The sequence below is a fragment of the Murinocardiopsis flavida genome, assembly GCF_003014485.1.
Classification (GTDB): Bacteria; Actinomycetota; Actinomycetes; order Streptosporangiales; family Streptosporangiaceae; genus Murinocardiopsis; species Murinocardiopsis flavida.
In genome coordinates this window covers 218419-243414 of sequence record NZ_PYGA01000009.1, presented here as the reverse complement: position 1 = coordinate 243414, position 24996 = coordinate 218419, and the positions used below count along the sequence as shown (strand labels likewise).

Below are 24996 nucleotides of genomic sequence, written 5' to 3'. Positions count from 1 at the left end.
GCCGCCGCGCGGCGGCACCCGGCCCCTCGCCCCGCCTCAGTGCCGCACCGGGCGGCGGGCCAGCAGCAGGGCCGTCGGCAGGCACGCGACGACCACCAGCCCGCTGCTCAGGAACGCCGGGCCGTAGCCGAAGGACTGCGCGAGCAGGCCGAGCGCGAGCGCCCCTGCCCCCGTCCCGCCGTCGTAGCCGATGTTCCACGCCGCGCTCGCCGTGCCGTAGCCGCCGGGGCCCGAACGTCGGAACATGACCACCAGCGTGTCGTTCTGGGCCGCGCCGAACCCCGCCCCGAACAGGGTGGCCCCGGCGACCACGGCGAACCCCGCGGCGGCACCCGGCCCCTCCCACGCCGCGCCCGCGGGCCAGATCGCCCACGCCGACAGCGCCATGCCCACCGCCGCCGCCACCGCGGCTGGGACGAGCAGCACCGGGCGCCCCGCACGGTCGTTCAGCGCCCCGGCGAGCCAGCGGAACAGCACCGCGGCCGTGCCGTAGCCGAGCAGCGCGGCCGACGCCAGCCACGCGGCGCGCTCCAACGGGATGGCGAGGAAGGTGACGATCCCGCTCGACGCCGCTGCCAGCGCGAGCATGACGACCAGCGGCGCCGCCAGCGCCAGCCACAGCCGCGGGCCCGTGGGGTGCGCCCCGCCGCCGGTGGCCGGGTCGCCGCGCTCGGCCGCGCCGACCCCCGAACCGCCCGTGAGCCACACCCCCACGGCGGCCGCCGCACCGAGGACCGGCGCCACCGTGGCGATCCAGAACACCGGCCCGAACCCCGCGTTCAGCGCCAGCCAGACCCCGCTGAACAGGAACAGCTGGTTGGGCAGGCCCACGGCGAGGCCGTAGTACCCCGCGGCCCTGCCGATCTCCGCTGTGGGCACCAGCCGGGCGGCGAGCGCGGCCCCCACGACACTGAACATGCCGAACCCGACCCCGCGCACCGCCGAGACGGCGAGCAGCGGACCGAGGTCGGCGGTGAGCAGGAACAGCGGGGTGGGAACGGCGAGCAGCAGCGCACCGGCGGCAAAGGTCCACCGGTACCCGCCGTGCTCCAGCAGCCACGGCATCGCCAACTGGGTGAGGACCGTGGTGAGCATGAACACCGACGTGGTCGCCCCGGCGCCGAGCTCACCGGCCCCGCCCCGGGTCGCCCACAGCGGGACGATCGGCAGCAGCAGCACGTACCCGGCGAAGCTGCCGACCGTCGCCAGGATGAGCAGCGTGAACGCGCGGCCGCGGAGCCCCGAGGTCCGGGGCGCCGCGGCAGAGGTCCGATGTTCGGAGCTTTCCGGCATCACACAGTTCTGCCACACTTTCGCGGCGGCGGCATCACCCCTGGTCGGCGCCTCCCTCGCGGGCCGCCGCGAAACGGCGGCCGATCCAGGCCGCGAGGCGGTCGGCGCGCTCCGGGGTCATGGCGTGTTCGGCGTGGCCCATGCCCTGCTCCACCCACAGGTCCTTCGGCTCGGCCGCCGCCTCGTACATGCGGCGCGCGTGCTCCACCGGGAAGTAGGTGTCGGCCGCGCCGTGCATCACCAGCAGCGCGGCGGGCGCGACGCCGACCGCGGACTCGGTGGGGTCGGGCGGCACCGGGTCCCAGTGCCGGTCGACCACCCGCACCCGCCGGGCGTGCCGCAGGAAGAACCGGCCGACCTGGGTCTCCAGGCCGAAGTGCAGCAGCCGCATCCGCGACGTGCCGCGGTAGTACCAGCGGGACGGCCCGCTGACGGACGCGACCGCGCGCACCCCGCCGAACATGGCGGCGTGCCGGATGACCACGGCCGCGCCCATGGAGAAGCCGACGGTCGCGATGTCGGTGTAGCCGAGCGTGCGGAGATGCGCGACGACGGCCTCCAGGTCGTGGACCTCGCGGTCGCCGACCGTGCACTCGCCGGTGGAGTCGTGGTGGCCGCGGAAGTCGAAGGTCATGGCGTCGCCGACGGCCAGCATGCGGCCGGCGATCATCTTGGTGTCGGCGCTGCGCCACGTCCCCGTGAAGCCGTTCGCCAGGACGACGGCCGTGGTTCGGGTGCGGGCGCCGCGCCGGAGGACGGAGTCGATGCGCACCCCGTCCGAGGTCGTCAGCAGGCGGCGTTCGGGGTGCGCCTCAAAGGCGTCGTTCTGCAAGACATCGGACACGGTACTCATGGTGCCCGATGCCGACGCCGCACACACGGGTGCATACGGGTCTGCGCACGGTCGTGGTGGCACCACCCCCGCACCGCCCCGCGCTGCCCCCTCCCGCACCCCGCCCCGCCCGGCCCGGCGCGGCGGCGGAGCCGCGCGGGAACGCCGCGGCGGCGCGCGGTGTTGCCCATGGCATGGCCCCGACCCCTTCCGACCCGCCGGCACCGGGCGTGCGCGCACGCGACCCCCGCACCGCCGTCCTCATCGGCCTGATGACCGCTGTCGCGCTCGCGGCGATCGACTCCACCATCGTCGCGACCGCCGTCCCCTCCATCGTCGGCGACCTGGGCTCCTACACCCTCTACCCGTGGATGTTCTCCGGGTTCCTGCTCACCCAGGCCGTGTCCATCCCGTTCTACGCGCGGCTGGCCGACACCTACGGGCGCAAACCCCTCCTGCTCGTCGGCACCGCCGTCTTCCTGGCCGCCTCGGTGCTGGCGGGGGCCGCGTGGAGCATGGAGGCGCTCATCGCCGGCCGCGTCCTCCAGGGGGTCGGCGCGGGCGCCATCGGCTCGATCAGCATGACCATCGCCGGCGACCTGTACCCCGTCGCCGAGCGCGGCAGGGCGAACGCCGCACTGTCGAGCGTGTGGGGGATCTCGGCCGTCCTGGGCCCCGCCGTCGGCGGGCTGTTCTCCGACCTGGTGTCCTGGCGCTGGATCTTCCTCGTCAACATCCCGGTCGGCCTCGTCGCACTGTGGCTCGTCCACCGCAACTTCACCGAGGTCGTCGGCGAGCGGCCAAACCGCGCGCGGTTGGACGTCGGCGGGGCGGTCCTGCTGCTGACCGGCGCGACCCTGATCATGCTGGGCCTGCTCGAATCGGGCACCCGCTGGGCGTGGGGCTCGGTCCCCAGCACAGCGGTCCTGGCGGCCGGGGCCGCCGCCACCGCGGCCTTCGCCTGGTGGGAGAACCGCGCCGCCGCACCGATGATGCCGCCCCGGCTGTGGACCCGGCGGGTCTTCATCGGCGTGAACACCGCCAACGCCGCTGTCGGGGTGCTGCTCATCGCGCCCGTGACGATGCTGCCGACCTTCGCCCAGGGCGTCCTCGGCGCGGGCGCCGCCGTCGCGGGGTTCGTCGTGTCGGCCCAATCCATCGGCTGGCCGGCGGCGTCGTCGCTCTCCGCCCACCTGTACATGCGCGCCGGGTTCCGGCAGACCGCGCTGCTCGGCGTCCTGTTCACGCTGACCGCGGGGACGATGCTGCTCTTCGTCGACGAGGGGACCGCGCTCGGCTATATCGCGCTGTGCTGCCTCGTGCAGGGCGCCGGGCTCGGGCTGCTGTCGACGTCGACCGTCGTGGGCGTGCAGTCGCTGGTGCCCTGGGACGAGCGGGGGGTGGTCACCGGCGCGGCGATGTTCAGCCGCAGTGTGGGATCCGCGGTCGGCGCGGCGGTGTTCGGCGCCGTCGCCAACTCCACGCTGTCCACCTGGTTCGCCGGCGCGCCGGAGCGGATCCGCGGCGCGCTCCCGCAGGGCGTCGACGAGGCCGGCGCCGTGCTCGCGCGCGCCGACGACCCCGAGGTGCTGCGCTACGTGCAGGAGGGGCTCACCCTGGCGACCCACCGGGTCTTCCTCGGCCTGCTGGTGGTCTCCGCCGTGGCGTTCGTCGCGCTCGCCGCGACCGCGCGGCGCTGGGAGCCGCACCACGTCCGCCCGCGGGAGCGCGGGTGAGGGTTCAGGCGGCGGCGGGGCGGTGGCGGCGGCCCTTCGCGCGGCGGCCGCCGCGCGACCCCCCGCGGCCGCCGCCGGGCGACCCGGGTCCGGCGCCGCGCCGACCGCCGCCGGCCAGCACCGACCGCAGGTTGATCAGGACATGCGCGACGATGGCGACGATCAGGCTGCCCGTCACGAGGTAGAGCACCATGGCGGCGGCACCGAGCACGCCGGGCCCCACAAGGCCCCACCAGCCCTGGTACACGTGCGCCACGGCGAACAGCACGCACGACAGCACCGCCGCCGCCCAGACCGGCAGCCCCAGTCCCACGCCGAGCGCGACGAACAGCCCGCGGTACAGCAGCTCCTCGCAGATCCCCGCGGTGACCGCGTGCACGGCCGCCGCCCTGCGCTCGCGCCGGGTCTGCGGGGCGAGGTCGGCCGCTACGGCGCCGAGCGCGTCGTCCGGCGGCCCGCCGGGCCCCTGGGCGGGGCGCCCGCCCTGGCCGGGGCCTTCGGCGGGGCGGCCGCGCGACGCACGGGTGAGGAGGTGGAACACGAGGAACACCGCGCCCGCGCCGGCGGCGGCGCCGAGGATCGGCGCCCAGTTGTGCGGCAGCCGCAGCCCGAGATCGGACGCTGCCAGCCCCGGCGACAGCACCAGCACAGCGGCGACGGCCGCGGCCCACGCCCACTGGACGGCGGCCGCGGTGCCGTAGAACCTGACCAGGGCGCGCGGGTCGGCGCCGCGGCGGCGCCGGAAGCGGGCGTAGAACCACCGCCCGAGCAGCGGTTCGCCGACAGCGGCGTATGCGACCAGGACGAACCCGATGGCCATCGCTGCGGAACTGAACTGGGGAACGCTCTCCGACCACGGCACGGGGCACAGCCTAGGAGATCCGCCCGACCCGATGATCCGCGCCCCGAACACCCCGCCGCCCGCCCGATGTGACCGAAACGTCCCGATACCGCCGCGGCCCTTCCCCGGATCGGTTCCGCCGAACCCGCCGTCACCCCTTGTGATATCCGGCGGCGCGGGTGACGGTAGGAAGTGTCGCGCGTCACACTGGCGCGCGACCGTCCCATAGGCAGGCGAGCGAATCCGCCGAGCGCAGGCGACTGCCGCCCGACCGCGAGCGCGCGATGCCACCGCGCCCGGCGGACGAAGGAGTTGGGCAAGCATGGCGGACAGATCCGGTCCATCGACCAGCGGCAGGGCACCAAGGGCCGACCGGCCCGCGGACATCCGCAACGTGGTGCTGATCGGCCATTCCGGGGCAGGGAAGACCACCCTGCTCGAATCCCTCCTGCACACCGCGGGCGCCACGACCCGCGTCGGCCGGGTCGAGGACGGCACGACCGTCAGCGACCACGACGACGTCGAGGCGCGGCAGAAGCGCTCCGTCAACCTCTCCGTCGCGCCCGTCATGGTCGACGGCGTGAAGGTCAACCTGATCGACACCCCCGGCTACGCCGACTACGTCGGCGACCTGCGCGCCGGGCTGCGCGCCGCCGACGCCGCCCTGTTCGTCGTGTCCGCCGTCGACCCCATCGACGCGCGCACCCAGATCCTGTGGGAGGAGTGCGCCGCCGTCGGCATGCCGCGCGCCGTCGCCATCACCAAGATCGACCACCACCGCGCCGACTTCGCCGACGTCGTCACCCAGTGCCAGGTCGCTTTCGGCGAAGGCGTCATGCCCGCCTACTTCCCCGTTGCCGCCGGGTCCGGCGACCAGCGGACCGTGCACGGGCTCGTGCGGCTGCTCTCCCAGGGCTACGCCGACTACACCGGCGGCGAACGCGTCGAGGCCCCGCTCCCCGACGGCCTGGCCGCCGAGGTCGAGGAGCTGCGCTCCTCCCTCATCGAGGGGGTCATCCAGGAGAGCGAGGACGAGACCCTCATGGAGCGCTACATGGAGGGCGCCGACCTCGACCCGGCCATGCTCGTGGCCGACCTGGAGGCGGCGGTCGCCCGCGGCGGCTTCTTCCCCGTCCTCGCAATCTCCGGGACCACCGGCGTCGGCGTCCACGAACTGCTGCACGAGCTGCCCCGCGCCTGCCCGAACCCCACCGAGCGCCCGCTCCCGCCGGTCGCCACCGTTGACGACCGGCCGGTCACCGGCCTCACCTGCGACCCCGACGGCCCGCTGCTCGCCGAGGTCGTCAAGACCGTCAGCGACCCCTACGTCGGCCGGCTGAGCGTCGTGCGGGTGTTCTCCGGCACCCTGCGGCCCGACGCCGTGGTGCACGTGAGCGGGCACGGCCTCACCGACCGCGGGCACGACGACCACGACGTCGACGAGCGCATCGGCGCGATCTCCATCCCGCTCGGCAAGAACGGCACCCCGTGCGGGGCCGTCACCGCCGGCGACATCTGCACCGTCGCGAAACTCACCGCGGCCGAGACCGGCGACACGCTCTCCGACAAGGACCGCCCGCTGCGCATGCCGCCGTGGACCTTCCCCGACCCGCTGCTGCCGGTCGCGCTGCGCGCCGCGTCGAAGTCCGACGAGGACAAGCTCGCCCAGGCCGTCTCGCGGCTCACCTCGGAGGACGTCACCCTGAAGGTCGAGGTGAACCCCGAGACCCACCAGATGGTGGCGTGGTGCATGGGCGAGGCCCACCTCGACGTCGCACTGGACCGGCTCGCCAACCGCTACGGCGTCACCGTCGAGACCGACGACGTCCGCATCCCGCTGCGCGCCACGTTCTCCGTGCCCAGCCAGGGCATGGGCCGCAACGTCAAGCAGAGCGGCGGCCACGGCGAGTACGGTGTCTGCCACATCAAGGTCGAACCGCTCCCGTCGGGCGCCGGGCTGGAGTTCGTCGACAAGATCGTCGGCGGCGTGGTGCCGCGCCAGTACATCCCGTCGGTCGAGAAGGGCATCCGCAGCCAGATGGCGCAGGGCCTCGACGCCGGCTACCCCATGGTCGACATCAGGGTCACCCTGTACGACGGCAAGGCGCACTCGGTCGACTCCTCCGACATGGCGTTCCAGAAGGCCGGCCGGCTCGCCCTGAAGGACGCCGCCGAGAACGGCCGCCTCGCCATGCTCGAACCCGTCGACGCGGTGTCGGTGCTGGTCGCCGACTCCTCCATGGGCGCGGTCATGAGCGACCTGTCGTCCCGGCGCGGGCGGGTCATCGGCACCGAGCCCGTCCCCGGCGGGCGCACCCTCATCCGCGCCGAGATCCCGCAACTGGAGATCACCCGCTACGCCATCGACCTGCGCTCCGTCTCGCACGGCACGGGCACGTTCAGCCGCTCCTACCTGCGGCACGAGCCGCTGCCGCAGCACATCGCCGACCGGCTCGCCGAGTCAGCCGAAGCGCACGCGTGACCCCGCCGAGCACGGCCGGTCCGCCGCCCGGCCCGCGAAACGGGCGATCCGCCACTTACCATGCCCTCATGCCGATCGACACCCTCCGCCTGGATCGGATCGAGGCCGCGAGCCGGACCATCGACCCCGTCTTCCGCGACACACCGCAGATCGAGGACGAGTCGCTGTCCCGGCGCCTGGGCCGCCAGACCTTCGTCAAGTTCGAGACGCTCAACCCCGTCCGCTCCTTCAAGGGCAGGGGCGCCGATTTCCTGCTCGACGACACCGGCGAGACCCGCGCCGTCGTGTGCGCCTCCGCCGGCAACTTCGGGCAGGGCCTCGCCTACGTCGCCCGGTCCCGCGGCCTGTCGGTGCGCGTGTTCACCGCCGCCGACGCCAACCCCGCGAAGATCGCCCGCATGCGCGGGCTCGGCGCCCGCGTCGTCGTCGGTGGCGCGGACTTCGACGACGCGAAGCGCGCCGCGCTCGACTACTCCGCGGGCCGCGACGACTGCGTGTTCGTCGAGGACGGCCGCGAACCGCAGATCGCCGAGGGCGCCGGGACCATCGGGGTGGAACTCGCCCCGCTGGAGCTCGACACCGTCGTCGTGCCCGTCGGCAACGGCGCCCTCATCGCCGGGATCGGGAGGTGGCTGAAGACCTACTCCCCCGGCACCCGCGTCGTCGGCGTGTGCGCCGCCGGCGCCCCCGCCATGGCGCACAGCTGGCGTTCGGGCACGCCGGTGTCGACCGGCGCGGCGCGCACCAGCGCCGACGGCATCGCTGTGCGCGTGCCCGTCCCCGAGGCCGTCGAGTGGATGCGCGAGGTCGTCGACGACGTCGTCCTCGTCGACGAGGACCAGATCTTCGACGCGCTGCGCCTCCTGCGCGACACACTCGGCGTCATCGCCGAACCCGCCGCGGCCGTCGGCGTCGCCGCGCTCGGCGTCCACGACATCCCCGGCGCCCGCGCCGCCACCATCATCACCGGCAACAACTTCGCACCCGACCTCATCAAGTCACTGTGACCGCGGTGCGCCGGCGCCCTCGACGCGCCGGCGCACCGGCGCACCGGCCACAGCGCTTGCCAGAGCACCCGCTAGAGCACCCGCCCCGGCCGCGAGCGGTCGGCGAGCGCCGCGAACCGCCACGCGTTCACAGGGTGGCTCGACAGCAGGTTCACCAACCAGACGAAGAACCCCTGCTCCTCGCGGCCCCGCTCGGCGATCTCGGCGAAGTCGACCTGGGGGTACAGGTACTTCCCCGCGGCGAGCACCCGCAGCCCCTCGATCCCCTCAGGGCAGAACCGGTAGGCGTGGTTGTCGGCGGTGTACTCCTGCGCCCGGTTCAGCGACGACCCCACCCCCGGCACCAGATTCGCCACCGACACCCCGAACTGCCGCCAGAACGAGGCGTGCCCCGCCGCGATGTGCCCGACCTCGTGCCCGATGACGAACCGGAGCGCCGCTTCGTCGCCGAGCTGGTCGCCCACCTCGAACAGGTCGCTGTTGATCGCCACGAACCGGCGCATGCCGTGCCCCGACGCCAACGCGTTGATCTGGCCGTTGCCGAGCACCACGTAGGCGTCGGGGACCTTGGGCAGCCCGTAGTGCCGCGCCGCCTCGACCACCATGCGGTGCGCCGCGGGGAACTGGCGTTCGCCGATGCGCACCCCGTTCACCCGCTGGGACGCGTAGAGCTGCCCGCGGGCGAAGAACACCGCCACGGGCACGGCCAGCAGGAACAGCGGCTGGGTCGACTCGCCCTGCACCGCCCTGCTGACCGACCCCACCACGGCGAGCACGGTGACCGCGACGCAGCCCCAGAGCAGCCGGTCCTCCCACGGGTGCCGCAACTCGCGGCGCTGCCGGCGGTCGGCCCAGCCCCATAACGTCGTCATGCGCCCATTGTGGGGCGCGGACCGGTCGGCCGCGCGCCCTCAGAGGCGGTACGGCGGGTCGTCGGGCCCCGGGGGCGGCGGCGCGGACACCGGCGACCCCTGCGGCGGACCCGCCGGGTACCCGCCGCCCTGCGAGTAGGGCGGCGGCGCGAGGTCGTACCCCGCGTCGTCGGACGGCTCGGGGAACGGTCCGCCGGGCTCCGCCGCGGGGTCGGCGCCGGAGTCCCATCCCGGCCGGCCGCCGGGCGCCGCGGCGCCGGAGTCCCACTGGCCGCCGTAGCCGGCGTACCCGCCGCCGGGCCGCGGGCCGGAGTCGTCGTCGTCCTCCTCGGCGAGCAGCACGGCCATGTCGGCGTCCTGGGTGGACTCGACCTCGTCCTCCGCGGGGTCCTCAGCGGCGGGGACAGCAGCGGGGGCGGCGGGGGCGGGGTGCTGCGCCTCGCTGGGGTACCCGCCGGTGTCGGCGGCCGGCAGCACGGGTTCGAAGGCGGCCGGCTCGGCCTGCCGGGTCTCCGCCGCGGCGTTGGCGGCCGCGCCGAGGTAGGTGAGGGCCGCGATGGTCAGCGCGCCGAGCCCGGCGCGCAGCGTGGGCTCGCGGTCGGGTGCGAAGAACGGGGAGTGGTTGCTCGGCACCCCGGCCAGCTTCTCGTAGGGGGTCGCGCCGGGCGCGGCCTCCCACACGTCGTGCGGGGTGGCGCCCACGAACCAGAACACGTACGGCACCGGATTGGGGTCGCCGGGCAGCCCGAACTCGCCGAAGTCCTCGCTGCCGGAGAACGGCTCGGGCAGGTCGACCACGTAGCCGTCGCCGAAGTAGGCGCGGTGGGCCGACGCGACCGAGCGGGTGTCGGGCGGGGAGTTGCGGGTGATGCCGGTCTGCTGGACGACGGTGACCTCGGGCTCGCGCGGCGCGCCCGACGCGGCGGCCTCGGCGCGCACGATCCGCTCAATCGCGGCGTGCAGCCGCCCCGCCACGTGGTCGTTCAGCGCCCGGGTGTTGATCTCCAGGTACGCCTCGTCGGGGATGATGTTCGCGGCGGACCCCGCCTGGAACCGGCCGACGGTCACCACGGCCATCTCGCTGGGGCTGGTCTCGCGCGACACCACGGTCTGCAAGCGGGTGACGATGTTCGCGCCGAGCACCACCGGGTCGACCGTGGTGTCGGGCTGCGACGCGTGGCCCCCCGTGCCGAACACGCGCACGTGCAGGGTGGTCGACGCCGCCATCATGACCCCGGCGCGGTGCGCGACCATCCCGGCCGGCTGCGGGCCCAGGTGCTGGGCGAGCGCGATGTCGGGGCGGCCGAACCGCTCGTAGAGGCCGTCGGCGAGCATGCCGGAGGCGCCGTCGACGGTCTCCTCCGCGGGCTGCGCCACGATCATCAGCGTGCCCGACCAGTGGTCGCGCGACTCCGAGAGGAGGTCGGCGACGCCCACCAGGCAGGCGGTGTGCGCGTCGTGCCCGCAGGCGTGCATGATCGGGACCTCGGCGCCGTCGGGGCCGACGGCGTGCGCCGTGCTGGCGTAGGGCAGCCCGGTCTTCTCGGCCATGGGCAGCGCGTCCATGTCGGCGCGCAGCAGGACCGTGGGGCCTTCGCCGTTGCGCAGGACCCCGACCACACCCGTGCTGCCGATGCCGGTCTCGACCTCGTACCCGGCGCGCGACAGCCATTCGGCGACCGCCTTGGCGGTGCGCTTCTCCTGGTGCGACAGTTCCGGGTTCTTGTGTAGGTCCACATAGAAGCCCTCGACCAGCGGGAAGATCTCCTCGACCAGCCGCATCACCGCACTTCCGTGATCGGCGACGCGCTGCGGATCGACCGCGTGCGGCACTGCATCCACCGCCTTCGTTGACATGGGTCCTGCTGACGGGACGGGTCCGGGTACTCCTCTGCGGCCTCGGGGTCCGAAACCGCCGGGCGGGCCGTCGGGCGACCGGGGCGGGCCCCGGTCGGCTCCGGCGTCGGGAGTTCCGGGCGCACTTGAAGCCTAAAGGATCGTGCACGCGGGACGGCGTGACGGATCGCACCCCGGCCTGCTGCGCGGCGCCGCGACCACCGGAACCGGGCCGCCGCACGTCCGCAATCCAGGGGCGGGCCTGGGATTTTCCCGCCGAACCGGGTGCGGGCACCCCTCGGGACGCCCTACCATCGGTGCGAACCCCATTACCCGGCGCAGCCGAAATCCCGGCCTGGGTATGGCCGGATTTTGACCCGGGCGTTAGAATCTGAGAGTTCTCCCAGAGTCCGCAGGCATTCATTCAGATCGATCGCGCCCCAAGCCCGCGGCGAACCGCCTTCCGCGTCGAGCGGAGCGCGCTGCGGTGAACCTGCCCCCGACTTCCCGTAGAACCGAAACCTTCCCGTAGACCGAATCGGTGACCCGGAGACCACGTGGCCTCAACCACCACATATGACCACTCGACATCCCCCAGTGCCCCGTCCGGGGCGACCGGGAGGGCCCCGAAGCGCGACGCGCTGCTCGACAACGCGAAGTTCCTGCTGATCCTGCTCGTCTTCGTCGGCCACGCCATCGAACCCGTGACCGACACCCGGATCGCCAACGCGGTCTACTTCTGGATCTACATCTTCCACATGCCGGCCTTCGTGCTGATCTGCGGATTCCTGTCGAAGTCCTTCGACGGCTCCGCGCGCAGGGTCGACAAGCTGCTCACGACCGTCGCGGCGCCGTACCTGATCTTCTGGGGGCTCTACGCCCTCCAGTCGGTCGCCGTCGACCGCAAGCTGCCCGACGGCCCGCTCGAACCGCTGTGGATCACCTGGTTCCTCGCCGCACTGTTCGTGTGGCGGCTGACCGTCCCGCTGTGGAAGCGGATCCGCTGGCCCCTCGCCGTCGCCATCGTCGTCTCGCTCGCCGCGGCGTTCGTCGAGACCGGCGAGGTCCTCGGCGTCTCGCGGATCGTCAGCCTGCTGCCGTTCTTCGTCGCCGGCCTGGTCGTCCGCCAGGAGCACCTGGACTTCCTGCACAACAAGCTGGTCCAGGTGTGGTCCGCGGCCGTGGTGCTGGTCACCGCCGCCGCGTCCTACATCTACTTCGAGCAGCTCAGCCGCGAGTGGGTGTACTGGCGCGAAAGCCTCGTCGAGCGCGACATGGAGCTGCTGCCCATCGGCATCCCGGCGCGCCTGGTGTTCCTCGCCATGGCGTTCTGCCTCACCGCCGCGCTGCTGTCCCTGACCCCCCGCCGCAGCACCTGGTTCACCAGGTACGGGGCGCTGACCATGTACGTCTTCCTGCTGCACGGCCTGATCATCCGCATCGCCGAGCAGTTCGGCTGGTACGACCTCACCGGCGCGTACATGGGCCCCCACGCCGAGTTCGTCCTCAACGGCGCGCTCGCCGTCGCCCTGACCTTCGTGCTGTGCAGCGCCCCGGTGCGGGCCGCGACCCGCTGGGCCGTGGAACCCCGCGTCGACTGGATCCTGCGCCGCGACCCCGACCGGGTGGAGCGCCGCACCGGCGGTTGAACGGCGGTACCGCACTGAAACGGCGGCGGCCGGGTGGTCGAACCACCCGGCCGCCGCCGTTTGCCGTGTGCGCCGCGGGCCGCCGCGCGGCCCGCGGCGCTACTTACGTCCCGGTGGGGCGGGACGCCTCTCTTACGCCCCGGTGGGGCGGGACGCCTCGATGCGGCGCAGCTCCGTGCCGAAGTCGCGGGTCGCCAGCCACAGCTTGTAGATGATCACCAGCTCGAACACCAGCAGCGCCGCGCACGACGCGATGGTGACCGGGACGATGAGGCTGGGCAGGGCGCTGAACGCCGCGGTGACCGCGGTCAGCGGCGCGAGCACGCAGACGAACATCTCGAACTCGATGCCGCTGAACAGGTGCGGCCGGACCCGGCTGCGCAGCAGCGCGCCGCGCAGCCGGTCGTACCAGCCGAACCGCGCCGAGAATCCCTGGTGCACGTCGATGACGCGGGCGCCCTGGGTGGAACTGCGCACCTCCTCGGCGCTCAGGTCCGGGTTCTCGCGCAGCACCTCCTCCATGAACACCACGGGCGCCGGCTCGGGGTCGGCGGACTCGGGTGCGGCAGCGGCGGCACCGCCGCCGTTCGCGGCCTCGGTGCTCTCCGGGTCGTCCACACCGGCGTCGACGGTCTGCCCCAGCGTCGCCGCGCGCAGCTTGTCGCGCATGCTCGCCCGGGTCTTCGCGACCTGCGCGCCGTTGAGGTAGCGCAGCAGGTCCAGGAAGGTCACGACCGGCATCAGCAGCAGGTACACCACCTCGCCCGTCGCGGCCCACTGGCCGATGAGCAGCGCGAGCATGCAGCCGAAGAAGCGGATGCGGTCGAAGATGAAGTCGACCCAGGCACCGAACACCGAACCGTTGCCCTTGAGGCGGGCGATCTTGCCGTCCATGCAGTCCAGCACGAAGCTGAGGTGGAACAGCAGCGCACCGGCGACCAGCCACGGCCACGACCCCAGCGCGAAGCAGACCGCCGAACCGGCGCCGAGCACACCGGCGCCGAACGTGATCTGGTTCGGTGTGATGTTCGTGCGGTTCGCGGTCCACTTGACCAGTGGGGCGGCGAGGGGGTCGACGAGGAACACCGTCCACCACGCGTCGCGCTTCTTGTAGGTGCGCTCGCGGATCTCCGCGAGTGTGAAGCTCGTCATCGGCTCTCCTGCGGGCCTCCCCGCGGGAGCCGTGCGGAGGCCGGAGCCGCGCCACGCGGTGGAGGACCACGATTCCGTTAGGGAGGGGGTTTCGAGTGGTAGCCGGAGGATCATCCCAGACTGCTGTCGGGCGACCCAACCGGCGCGGTCATAATTGAGCAGTACGAGTGGTCCGGAGCGGAACCGCCGCGCGAGTACCGCGCCGCCGCCCGGACCCCGATTGCAACGACCGAGGTAGACGCGTGCGCTTTCTCAACGACCAGGTACCCGACCACGATCTGACCTACAGCGACGTGTTCATGGTCCCGCGGCGCTCCGCTGTGGGGTCGCGGTTGGACGTGGACCTCGCGTCCCACGACGGTACCGGCACCACCATCCCCATCGTAGTGGCGAACATGACCGCCGTCGCCGGGCGGCGCATGGCCGAGACCATCGCCAGGCGCGGGGGGATCGCGGTCATCCCGCAGGACATCCCGCACGATGTGGTGGCCGACGTCATCGCCTGGACCAAGCGGCGCGACCTCGTCCACGACACGCCCATCACCCTCACGCCCGGGCAGACCGTCGGCGAGGCGCTGAACCTGCTGCCCAAGCGCGCGCACAACGCCGCCATCGTCATCGACGAGAAGCGCCGCCCCGTCGGCGTGGTCACCGACGCCGACTGCGGCGGCGTCGACCGGTTCACCCAGGTCCGCGAGGTCATGGCCACGGACCTACTGACCGTCCCCGCCGGCACCGACCCGCACGAGGCGTTCACCACGCTGCACGACTTCCGGCACCGCCTCGCGCCCGTGGTCGACGCCGAAGGGGCGCTGGTGGGCGTGCTGACCCGCACCGGCGCGCTGCGGTCCACCCTCTACACCCCCGCCGTCGACCCCGCCGGCCGGCTGCGGGTCGCCGCGGCCGTCGGAGTCAACGGCGACGTCGCTGGCAAGGCGGCCCAGCTCCTCGACGCCGGCGCCGACGTCCTCATCATCGACACCGCGCACGGCCACCAGGAGAAGATGCTCGGCGCGCTGCGCAGCGTGCGCGCGCTCGACCCCGCGGTGCCGGTCGTCGCGGGCAACATCGTCACCGCCGAGGGCACCCGCGACCTCATCGAGGCGGGGGCCGACATCGTCAAGGTCGGTGTGGGGCCGGGTGCCATGTGCACCACGCGGATGATGACCGCCGTGGGCCGGCCGCAGTTCTCCGCGGTCCTGGAGTGCGCCGCCGCGGCGCGCGAGCTCGGCGGGTCGGTGTGGGCCGACGGCGGCGTGCGGCACCCGCGCGACGTCGCCCTCGCCATCGCCGCCGGTGCGAGCAACGTGATGGTGGGCTCCTGGTTCGCCGGGACCTACGAGTCCCCCGGCGACGTGCTGCGCGACCCGCAGGGCCGCCGCTACAAGGAGAGCTTCGGCATGGCGTCGGCGCGGGCGGTGCGGCTGCGCACCTCCGACGACACCCCGTTCGAGCGCGCCCGCAAGGCGCTGTTCGAGGAGGGCATCTCCACCGGGCGCATGTACCTCGACCCCGAGCGGCCCAGCGTCGAGGACCTGCTCGACGAGATCGTCGCCGGCGTCCGCAGCTCCATGACCTACGCGGGGGCCACCACCCTGGAGGAGTTCCACGAGCGGGCCACCGTGGGCGTGCAGAGCGCCGCCGGGTACAGCGAGGGCCAGCCCGTGCCGACGAGCTGGTAGCCGGGCACCCCGGCCGCAGGGCGTTCACGGGGCCGGTCCGCGCCGAACACGGCGCGGACCGGCCCTTTTCGCATGCCCGGGAGCGCGCGTGCTCCCTGCCTGCTCCTGCCTGCGCTCCTGCCTCCCAGCCTGCTGCATGCCGCTGCCGTGGCCGGTTCAGTGCCGGTTCCGCGCCGGGTCGGGCCGGTTCAGTGCTTGTCCCGCGCCGGTTCCGCGCCGGGTCGGGCCGCGGTCCGCATGCGGTCAACCCGGCGCGTGGCGCGTTGTGTTCCACGCCATGTCTGCGAAGGCTCGAAGCACGGCCGGTCAACGATTATTTTTGAACTGACCAGTCAGTGCAAAAACGAGTTCGGGGGTGCGGGCATGCGGCGGGCGACAGGGGTCCGGGTCGACGCTGAGCGGCTGACGCTGCGGACCGGCGAAGGGCAGGTCTACACCGGCGTCGACCTCAGCGCGCGCCCGGGGACCCTCACCGCGCTGCGCGCCGACGCCGGCGAAGGGCGCACCGCACTGCTGCTCACCCTCGCCGGGCGCATGCGCCCCACCTCCGGGTCGCTGACCGTCGACGGCCACGCCCTGCCCGCCAAGGCCCGCCAGGTGCGGCGGATCAGCGCACTCGGGCTCAGCGAGGGCGTCAACGACCTCGACGAGCGGCTGCGGGTCCGCGAACAGCTCAACGAGCGCCTGCTCCTGCGGCTGCGCACCGCCACACGCCCGCTGCGCGCCTCGGCGCTCCTCGCCGCCGGACTCGACGGCATCGATCCCCGGCGCCTCGTCCGTGACCTCTCCACCGCGGAACGGCGCCGGCTCGGAATCGCCCTCGCCCTGCTCGACGAGCCCCGGCTGCTCCTCGTCGACGACGTCGACGCCGGACTCGACCCCGAACACCAGGCCGCCCTCTGGGGCACCCTCGCCGACCTCGCCGACTCCGGCCTCACCGTCATCGCCGCCTGCGCCGACACCTCCCACGCGCCCGACCCCACCGCCACCGTCCCGCTGCACAGGGACGCCGAGACCGCCGAGGAGTCCCGGCCCCGGCGCCGCCGGGGCGCCCGCCGCGCGAAGGGCCGCGCGGCGGCCAAGGGCACCCGCGCCGCCGGCGGCCGGGCCCGGCTGAGCGAACTGCTGCGCACCGACCGGTCCGGCGGAGAAGGGAAGGGGAAACCGTGAAGATCCCGCGCATCCGGATCCTGCCCACCGCCCGCGTCGGCCTCCTCTCCGCCCTGTCCTACCTCCGCGCCCCACTGCCGTGCGCCGCACTCGCGGCGCTCGCCCTCATCCCCCTGCTGTACTCGGGGCTGTACCTGTGGTCGTTCTGGGACCCGTTCGGCCGCATGGACCGGCTCCCCGTGGCACTGGTCAACGAGGACCGGCCCGCCCGGGCCGACGGCGAGACCCTGCACGCGGGCGACGACCTCGTCCGGGAACTGCACGAGGACGGCCGGCTGGACTGGCGCGACACCGACGCCGACGACGCGGCGGAAGGGGTCGCCGACGGCCGCTACTACGTGGCCCTGACCATCCCCGAGGACTTCAGCGCGAACCTCGCCTCGCCCTCCGGCGCCGCCGAGAAACCCGTCCCCGCCATGCTCGAAGCGCAGTTCAACGACGCGAACTCCTACATCGTGCGGGAACTGCTCGGGTCCGCGTTCAAGGACGTCCGCACCGCCGCCGGCCGGACGGCGGGCAGCGACTACTTCGACAAGATGTTCCTCGGCTTCAACGACATCCACGGCCAGACGGAGAAGGCCGCCGACGGCGCCCACGACCTCGCCGACGGCGCCGACGACGCCAAGGCCGGGGCGCACCGGCTCGACACCGGCCTCGGCGGCGCGAAAGAGGGCTCCTCTGAGCTCCGCGGCGGCCTCAAGGAGTCCTACTCCGGGTCCAAGAGCCTCGCCACCGGCGCCACCAAGGCGTCCAAGCAGGTCTCCGACGCCGTCGAGAAACTCGACCCGATCGCCGACGACGCGATCCCCACCCTCCGCGACGACGCCCCCGACATCGAGTCCGGCGCCACCGCGATCGCCGACGCCGCCGACGTCCTCTCCGACGCGCTCGACAAGCTCCCCGAGGACAGCAGCGCCGCAGCGGAACACGCCGGCGGCGTCCGCGACCGGATCGACGACCACCTGAAGCGCAATCCCGGCCTGGAGACCGAGGACCCGACCCTGTACAAGATCCTCACCGACGCGCGCGGCACCGCCGACGAGGCCGCCCGCCTGAACGACTTCGTGCAGGACAACCGGGACCAGATCGGCACCGTCGGCACCAAGGCCGCGAAGGTCGAGAAGCTCGCCGGCGCCGTCGCCAAGGAGGCGCCCGACGCAGCGGACGACCTGGAGGGCGCCCAGAAGAAGGTCCACGACCTCAACGACGGCCTCAAGGACCTCGCCAAGGGCAACCGGGAACTCCGCGACGGCCTCAAGACCGCCTACTCCGGGTCCAAGGACCTCGACGACGGCATCGGCGACCTGCACGACGGCTCGGGCAAGCTCGACGACGGGCTGGGCACCCTCAAGAAGGGCTCGCACGACCTCTCCGACGGCCTGGACGACGGGCTCGACCAGATCCCCACCTACGACGCCGACCAGCGGTCCACCAGCCGCGGCATGATGAGCGACCCGGTGCGGCTCGCCGACGACGTCGCCAACCCCGCACCGAACTACGGGACCGGGTTCGCGCCGTTCTTCCTCCCGCTGTCGCTGTGGGTCGGCGCCATGGTCACGTTCATGGTGCTGCCGACCCTGTCGGGGCGCGCACTCGCCGGAGCGGCACCGTCCTGGCGGGTCACCCTCGCCGGCTGGCTGCTGCCGGCGGTCATCGGCGCCGCCCAGGTCGCGGCGATGCTCACCGCGCTGTCGTTCGGGCTGGGCCTCGACGCCCAGCGCTGGGCCGGGCTCATCGGCCTGCTCGTCCTCACCGCGGCGGCGTTCACCTCGGTCGTGCACTGGCTCAACGCCCAGTTCGGCGCGGCCGGCCGGGTGATCGCCCTGGTGCTGCTGATGCTCCAGCTCACCTCCTCCGGCGGCACCTACCCGCTGGAGACCAGCCCGCCGTTCTTCCAGGCGATCGGCCCCTACCTGCCGATGCACTGGGTCGTCATGGCGCTGCGGCACCTCATCAGCGGCGGGCAGACGGCGGTCGTGTGGCAGGCCGCCGGGGTCCTCGGCTGCTACCTGGTCGGATCGCTGCTGCTCACCTGGGTGGCGGTGGCGCGCAAGCGGACCTGGACGATGGGCGCCCTGCACCCGTCGCTCACACTGTGACCGCGCCGACGCGCCAGCGGCGGCCCGGCCGATAATGGGACGGTCGGCGCCCCGCGCCCGGCACCAGCCACCCGAACGACCCGGCGGCCCAGTGCCCCGCAGTGAGGAGGGCGCGTGAGCGCGCGCCGCGAAGCCACCCGGCAGAGGCTCTTCGAGGCCGCCGTCACCCTCGTGTCCGAGCAGGGGTTCGGCGCGACGACCGTCGAGCAGATCGCCGACCGCGCCGGTGTCGCCAAAGGCACCGTGTACTACAACTTCGCGGGCAAGACCGAGCTGTACACCGCGCTGCTCGAATGGGGCGTGTCGCGCCTCTCGGCGCGGCTGAACGAGGCCGCCGTCGGCCCGCCCCGCGACGCGCTCGCCGCGGTCCTGCGCGCCGAACTGGCGTTCATCGGCGAGCACGAGGCCCTCGCGCGGCTCCTCATGGCGGAGGCGTGGCGCACCAACCAGGCGTGGTACGCCACCGTCCGGCAGATCCGCACCGACGCGATCGGCGTCATCTCCGGCCTGCTGGCCGACCTCGCGGCGGCCGAACCCCGCGCGGACCCGCCCCTGGACACCGGGATCGCCGGGTCGGCGCTGTTCGGCATGGTCCTCACCGTCGCGCTGGACTGGCGGACCCTGCAACCGGACCGCCCGATGGAGGAGATCCACGCCGCGCTGATGCGGATGCTCGACGGCCTCATCGCCGCACCCTAGACCCGCACCCTGGACACTGAGGCGGCCGCTCCCATGGACGACGACGCAGCGATCGCCGCCGGCTTCCGGCGGCTCCTCCACGAGCAGGGACTCGACCGGCTCGACACGTTCCGCGAACCCCTCAGCACCTTCGACGAGCCGCCGCTGTACGCGCGCTACGACCAGCTCGGCTTCCTCGACGGCCTGCCCGTGCCCGAGCGGAACCGGCGGCTGATCCGCGCCGCGGCCGCGCACCTCCGCGCGATCGTCGCCCACATCAGCGGGCACGGCACCTGGTGCATGCTCGCCATCCACGGCTGGGAGGGATTCGACGCCGGCGGGCTGCTGCGGCCCACGTTCTGCACGGCGTCCCTGGAGAGCCGACCCGACCCGCGCGACCCGCGCACCGTGCTGGACTACCTCAGGTTCGACCCGCCGCAGAGCCGCTTCAGCGCGTTCACCGCCCACGCGCTGGCGGACACGCCCGACTGCGCGATCGAGGAGGACCTGGTCTCGACCCCCGGCGTGCAGCGCGTCTACGTCCGCCTCGGCCGCTACTGGTCGGCGGCCTACCAGGCCCACCGGTAGGCGCCGGGTGCGGGCGGCGTCCCGGCCGCGCCCCCGCGGACGGCGGCGGGTCCGGGCGGCTCGCAAGCACGCCGGACCCGCCGTGGTGCGGAGCCTGGAGCGCGCCCTGCCCAGACCCCTCTCGGTCGGCGCTGCACCCCCGTAAAGTGCCTCCCCGACCGTGCACACAACGCTAGAGGCACACCGCGGGCGCACACATCGGACTTCCGGCGTATTCTCCGCCGCGCCGCTCCGTCCGCAGGGGGGAGCGGCATCCTCCTCGCGGGGGACACCGGCCCCGATTCCACCCCGCGCCCCACCCGCCCGCCGACCCGGTCCGCCCGCCCCGATCGGGCCGCCACGCGCGCTAAAGTGCTGCGTGACGGCCCGATCGGGGCGGGCCCGCAGTACTCACACTCGGGGGGCGCAGGTGGCACAGCTCTATCCGCTGATTCCGATCGCCGTGGGCCTCGGCCTGCTGGCGTGGCAGTTCCACGAGATGCGGCTGGGGGTCCTGCTCACCGGCCGCGGGCGGCGCGCCGAAGGGGAGATCGTCGGCTACCGCGAGACCAGCAGCACCGCCCGCATCATGGTGCGCTTCCACACCGACGACGGCCGCGAGGTCATGGCCGCGCACAACAACGCCGGGTGGGCCGCAGCCCGCGCCGGCGACCAGGTCACCGTCTCCTACGACCCCGACTCGCCCGAGGCCGCCCGCGTCGTCGAAGCGCCGTGGCTGAGCAACTGGGTGCACGGAATGTACCTCGCCCTCGGCGCGGCCCTCGCCCTCATCGGCGCGTTCCTCGGCTACCTCGCCTGGCTGTAGCGGCGCCCGCCCCGCCTGTTACTCCGCCCTGTTACTCCACTCCGCTTACTCCGCCCCGTTGCTCCGCGCCGCGGCCGGGACGCGCGGCGGGGCGTAGCGGACCATGCGGCGCGGCAGCCCGCCGCTCACCGCCGTGCGGGTGGTGACCCGGGTGCCGATCAGCACGTCGGCGAGCCCGGACTGGTCGCGGCGGACCACCACGCAGCAGCCGTGCAGCGCCGCGACGGCCAGGGACCACCACGCCAGGTCCAGCAGCACCAGCGCCAGGACCGGCCCGTACAGCACCACCGAGCGGACCGCCGTCCGCACCCGCCCCGCCGGGCCCGGGCCGTGCGCGGCGCCCAGCGCCAGGTGCACGAACGCGCGCCCCGGCGAACACCGGTCGGCCCGCAGCAGCGGCACGACCAGGCCGAACGACAGCGCCAGCGCGCACAGCAGTACCGGGCGCAGCTGCTCGGGCCCCACCCACGGGACGGCGGGGGACGCGGCGGCGACCGCAGCGATGGCGGTCGCACCGAACCAGCACAGCCCCATGTCCACGGCGTGCCCGAGGATCCGGCGCGACAGTGCGGGCGGCATCAGGTCGGGGACGGCGGCCGGCCAGCCGCGCGGCAGCAGCCGGGTCGCCGCCACCCCCAGCGCCCAGCCGAGCAGCGCACCCGCGGCGCCCAGCACGACGTCGTCGACCGCTGCCGTCCGGTACGCGCACGGGTACAGCCCGGCGACACCGGTCGCCTGCACCGCCTCGACGGCCAGCGCCGCAACGGCGCCCAGCACCACGGTGGCGACCCACCCGCGGCGGTACCGGTAGCGGGCGAGCAACCCGACCGGGACGAACACCCCCGCCGCAGCGCCGGCGTGCGCCGCCGCTGCGGCGGTGAACGGGGTGACGGTGCCCAGCGGGTCGGCGACCATGGGCGCACCGCCCGTGATCGCGCACAGCCCGTCGACGCTCCCGGGCAGCGGCCACACCGCGTACACCGCGACACCGCAGCCGGACGCCAACACCGCCGTGGTGACCAGCCCCGGCCACCCGCCGATGCGCCCGTACTGCCGGTGCTGGCCGGCGAGGAACAGGGCCCCGCCCAGCAGCACCGCCAGCACCACGCCGGGGTACGCGACCGCTGCCACCGCCGCCGGTGATCCTCCAATGAGCCCGCCCATGTCCAGGAAGGGTAACGACAAAAGCACTGCCGAAACCGGGAAACCGGCAAGTCCGCGCCCGACCCGTCCCCATGTGTGGCCGGACCCGGTCGGTCTACCGAAAAAGAGCCGCTGGCCTGTGGCCGGGCCGAAATCCCGCACGGTACGATCCGATGGCCGAATTCACCCCGAGTTCACCCTTTTCCAGCCTTCCCCGACCCGATCCCTGATCCGACGAACGGCGACGACCGGCGACCCCTCAGCACCCGCCCTCCCCCGCACACGCCGGGACGACCACCGCCTGCCATCGCACGGGCGCGAGGAGAGCAGTGCAGCCAGCAGCCCACCGGCCCGACCGCAGCCTCCGGTCCCGCCTGCGCACCACCGTCCTGGTGCCCACCGCCGCGTTCGTCATCCTCTGGCTCGTGGTCAGCGGCTCCCTCGCCGCCAACGCCCTCGTGCAGCACTCCGCGGCGCAGGGCGCCGACAAGGTCCTCGGCCCGGCGGCCTTCGCGCTCAGCGACATCATGGAGGAGCGGTCCGCGACCATCTCCTACCTGGCGCGCCCCGAGTCCAACGCCCGCGAGATGGCGTCGGCCCGCGAACGGTCCGACTCCCGCATCGACGAGGTCGTCGCCAACGCCGAAGGGGCGCTGCCCTACGCCCCCGCGACGGTCCACCGCCGCCTCGACGACCTCACCGACCGCTTCGGCGCCATCGACTCCATCCGCGCCCGCATCGACTCCGGCGACGCCGACCGCACCGAAGCGCTCGCGTTCTACGACTCCCTGGCCGGCGCGGGCGCCGACCTGCTCGACGAACAGGCGCGCGCCTACCCCTCCGAGAAGGCCGTGGGCCCCGCGCTCAGCGCCGCCTACGCCTTCCGCACCCTCGACACCCTGTCCCGTGCCGACGCCCGGCTCGCGCGGTCCTTCTCCACGGGCACGCTCACACCGGACGACCAGCAGCGCTTCACCCAGCACATCGGCGACTACCGCGGCACCCTCACCCGCATCCGCGAACACCTCGGCCCCGAGCAGGGCCGGCGCCTCGAACGGCTCGAAGAGTCCGACGCGTGGCAGCGGCTCCGCGAGTACGAACGCGACATCGTCACCCGCGAATACGGCAGCGGCCCGGACGCCGACCTCGCCCCGCCCATGACCCGCCAGGACTGGCACCAGGCGTACGGCCCGGTGCAGTCCGAACTCGCCGGGATCAGCGCCGACCAGGCCACCTGGGCCGGTTCGGTGCAGGCGGCCGACGCCCGCACCACGATCCTGCTCGCGCTGTCCGGCAGCCTCGGGGTCGCCGCGGTGGCCGGGGGCGCCATCTGGCTGTCGATGCGGTCGTCGCGGCGCCTCGTGTCCCGGCTCGACCACATGGGCGCCCGCGCCCGCGAACTCGCCGACGACCGGCTGCCGGGGATCATCGCGCGCCTCGGCCGCAACGAGGACGTCGACATCGACGCCGAACTCCCCCACCTGAACCCGAGCGACGACGAGATCGGCCAGGTCGCGCGCGCGTTCAACGCCGCCCAGCGCACCGCCGTCCAGGCGGCGGTCCGCCAGGCCGAACTCCGCCACGGCGTCAACAAGGTCTTCGTCAACATCGCGCACCGCAGCCAGACCCTTGCGCACCGCCAGCTCCGCATGCTCGACGCCCTCGAACGCGACCAGGAGGACCCCGAGCGGCTCGCCGAACTGTTCGCGCTCGACCACCTCGCCACCCGCTCCCGCCGCAACGCGGAGAACCTGCTCGTCCTGGGCGGCGAGAACCCCGGCCGGTCATGGCGGCGCCCCATGCCGCTCGTCGACGTGGTGCGCGGCGCCATCTCCGAATCCGGCGACTACACGCGGGTCGAACGCGGCATGGTCGCCCGCTGCGGCATCATCGGCCCCGCCGTCGCCGGCGTCATCCACCTCGTCGCCGAACTGGTCGACAACGCCGCCGCGTTCTCCCCGCCGCACACCCTGGTCCACGTGCGCGCGCAGCGGGTCCTCGGCGGGGTGTCGATCGAGGTCGCCGACCGCGGCCTCGGCATGACCCCCGACGAGTTCACCGAGGCGAACGCGCTGCTCGCGAACCCGCCCGAGTTCGACGCCATGCGCGTCAGCGAGAAGTCCCGCCTCGGCCTGTTCGTCGTGGCGCGGCTCGCCCGCCGCCACAGCATCCAGGTGTCGCTGCGCCGCTCCCCCTTCGGCGGGGTGCAGGCGGTCGCCCTGCTGCCGCCCGAGATCGTGTCGAACGACGCCACGGGGCCCCGCACCGGGCCCAACCGGGCCGTTCGCGCCGCGGCAGCCGCCGCCCCCCGTCCCGGCCGGGTCGCGGCGCCGCCCGGGGCGCCGCGGCAGCCCGCCGAACCGGCGCTCACCACCGGCGGGCTGCCGCGCCGCCGGCCCGGCACCTCCCGGCCCGGCCCGGCCCCCGCCGTAGCGCCCGACCCCGGCAGCGGCGGCCACTCCGAACTCCCCCGCAGGAAACCCAAGGCGCGCCCCGCACCGCCGAACTCGGCGCCCCCCGCACCGCGGCCCGCGCCCGCGCCGCCCGACGACCCGGTGGCCGACACCGGGGAGAGCCGCTCGACCCGGCTGCGCCGCAGCATGTCGGCGTTCCAGCGGGGCAGCAGCGAGGGCCGCGCCGACGGCAGGCAGGACGCACCGCCACCGGAGGACACAGGGAAGGACCTATGACCGACACCCGGACATCGCCCGAGGGCCTCGACTGGCTGCTCGACGACCTCGTCGACCGCACCGCCGGCGCCCGCTGCGCCATCGTGCTCTCCTCCGACGGCCTGCTCACCGGGCGCTCCGGCGACCTCCGCGCCGCCGACGCCGAGCACCTGTCCGCCGTCGCCTCGGCGCTGTCCAGCCTGGCGCACGGCACCGGGCAGCGGTTCGGCGGCGGCCGGGTCCTCCAGACCGTCGTGGAGATGGAGCACGCGTTCCTGTTCGTCACCGGTGTGGGCGACGGCGCCTGCCTCGCCCTCGTCGCCGGGGAGGAGGCCGACGCCGGGCTCGTCGCCTACGAGATGAACGTCCTGGTCGCCAGGGTCGGCCGGTTCCTCGACGCCGCGCCGCGCGGCCCCGGTGCCGGCGAACGGCGCGGCGGGCCGACGCGGTGACGGGGCCCGG

The 24996-nt window shown here is 74.0% G+C and carries 19 protein-coding genes; 12 read left to right on the top strand and 7 right to left on the bottom strand.

Features of this window, described 5'->3' with window-relative positions; all coding sequences use genetic code 11:
- Nucleotides 1-36: 36 nt before the first annotated feature.
- Both CLV63_RS14755 and CLV63_RS14750 read right to left on the bottom strand, forming a co-directional pair.
- Nucleotides 37-1293 carry an MFS transporter gene (locus CLV63_RS14755; RefSeq protein ID WP_106583578.1) on the bottom strand — a complete coding sequence of 419 codons (1257 nt, stop codon included), beginning with the start codon at nt 1291-1293 and terminating at the stop codon, nt 37-39.
- A gap of 34 nt (nt 1294-1327) precedes the next feature.
- Nucleotides 1328-2146 carry an alpha/beta hydrolase gene (locus tag CLV63_RS14750; RefSeq protein ID WP_106583577.1) on the bottom strand — a complete coding sequence of 273 codons (819 nt, stop codon included), beginning with the start codon at nt 2144-2146 and terminating at the stop codon, nt 1328-1330.
- A gap of 173 nt (nt 2147-2319) precedes the next feature.
- Here CLV63_RS14750 and CLV63_RS14745 point away from each other — a divergent pair, with 173 nt between their 5' ends.
- Nucleotides 2320-3861 carry an MFS transporter gene (locus CLV63_RS14745; RefSeq protein ID WP_106583576.1) on the top strand — a complete coding sequence of 514 codons (1542 nt, stop codon included), beginning with the start codon at nt 2320-2322 and terminating at the stop codon, nt 3859-3861.
- Nucleotides 3862-3865: 4 nt separating this feature from the next.
- On the opposite strand, the gene CLV63_RS14740 is transcribed toward CLV63_RS14745, so the two are convergent.
- Complete coding sequence (locus CLV63_RS14740) at nt 3866-4723, bottom strand: CPBP family intramembrane glutamic endopeptidase (protein WP_245928822.1); 858 nt, start codon at nt 4721-4723, stop codon at nt 3866-3868.
- 301 nt (nt 4724-5024) lie between these two features.
- Between CLV63_RS14740 and CLV63_RS14735 the strand changes: the two genes are divergently transcribed.
- Together CLV63_RS14735 and CLV63_RS14730 are read left to right on the top strand one after the other, a co-directional pair.
- Nucleotides 5025-7184 carry an elongation factor G-like protein EF-G2 gene (locus CLV63_RS14735; RefSeq protein ID WP_106583574.1) on the top strand — a complete coding sequence of 720 codons (2160 nt, stop codon included), beginning with the start codon at nt 5025-5027 and terminating at the stop codon, nt 7182-7184.
- 68 nt (nt 7185-7252) lie between these two features.
- Nucleotides 7253-8191: a threonine ammonia-lyase gene (locus CLV63_RS14730; RefSeq protein WP_106583573.1), complete on the top strand. Its 939-nt coding sequence runs from the start codon at nt 7253-7255 to the stop codon at nt 8189-8191.
- 71 nt (nt 8192-8262) lie between these two features.
- Here the strand turns inward: CLV63_RS14730 and CLV63_RS14725 are convergent, their stop codons facing one another.
- Nucleotides 8263-9063: a M48 family metallopeptidase gene (locus tag CLV63_RS14725; protein ID WP_106583572.1), complete on the bottom strand. Its 801-nt coding sequence runs from the start codon at nt 9061-9063 to the stop codon at nt 8263-8265.
- Between the two features lie 39 nt (nt 9064-9102).
- The gene (locus CLV63_RS14720) at nt 9103-10905 is read right to left on the bottom strand and encodes an amidohydrolase (protein WP_106583571.1); all 1803 of its coding nucleotides are present in this window, start codon (nt 10903-10905) and stop codon (nt 9103-9105) included.
- A gap of 551 nt (nt 10906-11456) precedes the next feature.
- Between CLV63_RS14720 and CLV63_RS14715 the strand changes: the two genes are divergently transcribed.
- Nucleotides 11457-12548 carry an acyltransferase family protein gene (locus CLV63_RS14715; protein ID WP_106583570.1) on the top strand — a complete coding sequence of 364 codons (1092 nt, stop codon included), beginning with the start codon at nt 11457-11459 and terminating at the stop codon, nt 12546-12548.
- A 132-nt stretch (nt 12549-12680) separates the two neighbouring features.
- On the opposite strand, the gene CLV63_RS14710 is transcribed toward CLV63_RS14715, so the two are convergent.
- On the bottom strand, nt 12681-13700 hold the full coding sequence (locus CLV63_RS14710; RefSeq protein WP_106583569.1) for a CDP-alcohol phosphatidyltransferase family protein: 1020 nt from the start codon (nt 13698-13700) through the stop codon (nt 12681-12683).
- A gap of 242 nt (nt 13701-13942) precedes the next feature.
- Here CLV63_RS14710 and CLV63_RS14705 point away from each other — a divergent pair, with 242 nt between their 5' ends.
- The 6 genes from CLV63_RS14705 to CLV63_RS14680 all read left to right on the top strand — a co-directional run bounded on the left by CLV63_RS14705 (nt 13943) and on the right by CLV63_RS14680 (nt 20722).
- Entirely contained in the window at nt 13943-15382 is a 1440-nt protein-coding gene (locus tag CLV63_RS14705; protein WP_106583568.1) for a GuaB1 family IMP dehydrogenase-related protein, read from the top strand.
- 363 nt (nt 15383-15745) lie between these two features.
- The gene (locus CLV63_RS14700) at nt 15746-16552 is read left to right on the top strand and encodes an ATP-binding cassette domain-containing protein (protein ID WP_106583567.1); all 807 of its coding nucleotides are present in this window, start codon (nt 15746-15748) and stop codon (nt 16550-16552) included.
- The gene (locus tag CLV63_RS14695; RefSeq protein WP_106583566.1) at nt 16549-18651 is read left to right on the top strand and encodes a YhgE/Pip family protein; all 2103 of its coding nucleotides are present in this window, start codon (nt 16549-16551) and stop codon (nt 18649-18651) included. The genes CLV63_RS14700 and CLV63_RS14695 overlap by 4 nt, the downstream gene beginning before the upstream one ends.
- Nucleotides 18652-18765: 114 nt before the next feature.
- Nucleotides 18766-19350, top strand: a complete 585-nt coding sequence (locus CLV63_RS14690; RefSeq protein ID WP_106583565.1) for a TetR/AcrR family transcriptional regulator — start codon at nt 18766-18768, stop codon at nt 19348-19350.
- Between the two features lie 33 nt (nt 19351-19383).
- Complete coding sequence (locus CLV63_RS14685) at nt 19384-19917, top strand: hypothetical protein (protein ID WP_106583564.1); 534 nt, start codon at nt 19384-19386, stop codon at nt 19915-19917.
- 409 nt (nt 19918-20326) lie between these two features.
- Entirely contained in the window at nt 20327-20722 is a 396-nt protein-coding gene (locus tag CLV63_RS14680; RefSeq protein ID WP_106583563.1) for a DUF3592 domain-containing protein, read from the top strand.
- 45 nt (nt 20723-20767) lie between these two features.
- Here the strand turns inward: CLV63_RS14680 and CLV63_RS14675 are convergent, their stop codons facing one another.
- Nucleotides 20768-21853 (bottom strand): VanZ family protein, encoded by a 1086-nt coding sequence (locus CLV63_RS14675; protein WP_342751409.1) that lies wholly within the window; start codon nt 21851-21853, stop codon nt 20768-20770.
- A 341-nt stretch (nt 21854-22194) separates the two neighbouring features.
- On the opposite strand from CLV63_RS14675, the gene CLV63_RS14670 reads away from it, so the two are divergent.
- Nucleotides 22195-24555, top strand: a complete 2361-nt coding sequence (locus CLV63_RS14670; RefSeq protein ID WP_106583561.1) for a sensor histidine kinase — start codon at nt 22195-22197, stop codon at nt 24553-24555.
- A complete protein-coding gene (locus CLV63_RS14665; protein ID WP_106583560.1) occupies nt 24552-24986 on the top strand; it encodes a roadblock/LC7 domain-containing protein in 435 nt (144 codons plus the stop codon). The genes CLV63_RS14670 and CLV63_RS14665 overlap by 4 nt, the downstream gene beginning before the upstream one ends.
- The last annotated feature ends 10 nt before the right edge of the window (nt 24987-24996 follow it).

Excerpts from the sequence above, each read along its gene's own strand:
- CLV63_RS14755 (WP_106583578.1), bottom strand. The coding sequence starts at position 1,293 with ATGCCGGAAAGCTCCGAACATCGGACCTCTGCCGCGGCGCCCCGGACC.
- CLV63_RS14750 (WP_106583577.1), bottom strand. The coding sequence starts at position 2,146 with ATGAGTACCGTGTCCGATGTCTTGCAGAACGACGCCTTTGAGGCGCAC.
- CLV63_RS14730 (WP_106583573.1), top strand. The coding sequence starts at position 7,253 with ATGCCGATCGACACCCTCCGCCTGGATCGGATCGAGGCCGCGAGCCGG.
- CLV63_RS14700 (WP_106583567.1), top strand. The coding sequence starts at position 15,746 with ATGCGGCGGGCGACAGGGGTCCGGGTCGACGCTGAGCGGCTGACGCTG.
- CLV63_RS14725 (WP_106583572.1), bottom strand. The coding sequence starts at position 9,063 with ATGACGACGTTATGGGGCTGGGCCGACCGCCGGCAGCGCCGCGAGTTG.
- CLV63_RS14685 (WP_106583564.1), top strand. The coding sequence starts at position 19,384 with ATGGACGACGACGCAGCGATCGCCGCCGGCTTCCGGCGGCTCCTCCAC.
- CLV63_RS14735 (WP_106583574.1), top strand. The coding sequence starts at position 5,025 with ATGGCGGACAGATCCGGTCCATCGACCAGCGGCAGGGCACCAAGGGCC.
- CLV63_RS14745 (WP_106583576.1), top strand. The coding sequence starts at position 2,320 with ATGGCCCCGACCCCTTCCGACCCGCCGGCACCGGGCGTGCGCGCACGC.
- CLV63_RS14710 (WP_106583569.1), bottom strand. The coding sequence starts at position 13,700 with ATGACGAGCTTCACACTCGCGGAGATCCGCGAGCGCACCTACAAGAAG.
- CLV63_RS14665 (WP_106583560.1), top strand. The coding sequence starts at position 24,552 with ATGACCGACACCCGGACATCGCCCGAGGGCCTCGACTGGCTGCTCGAC.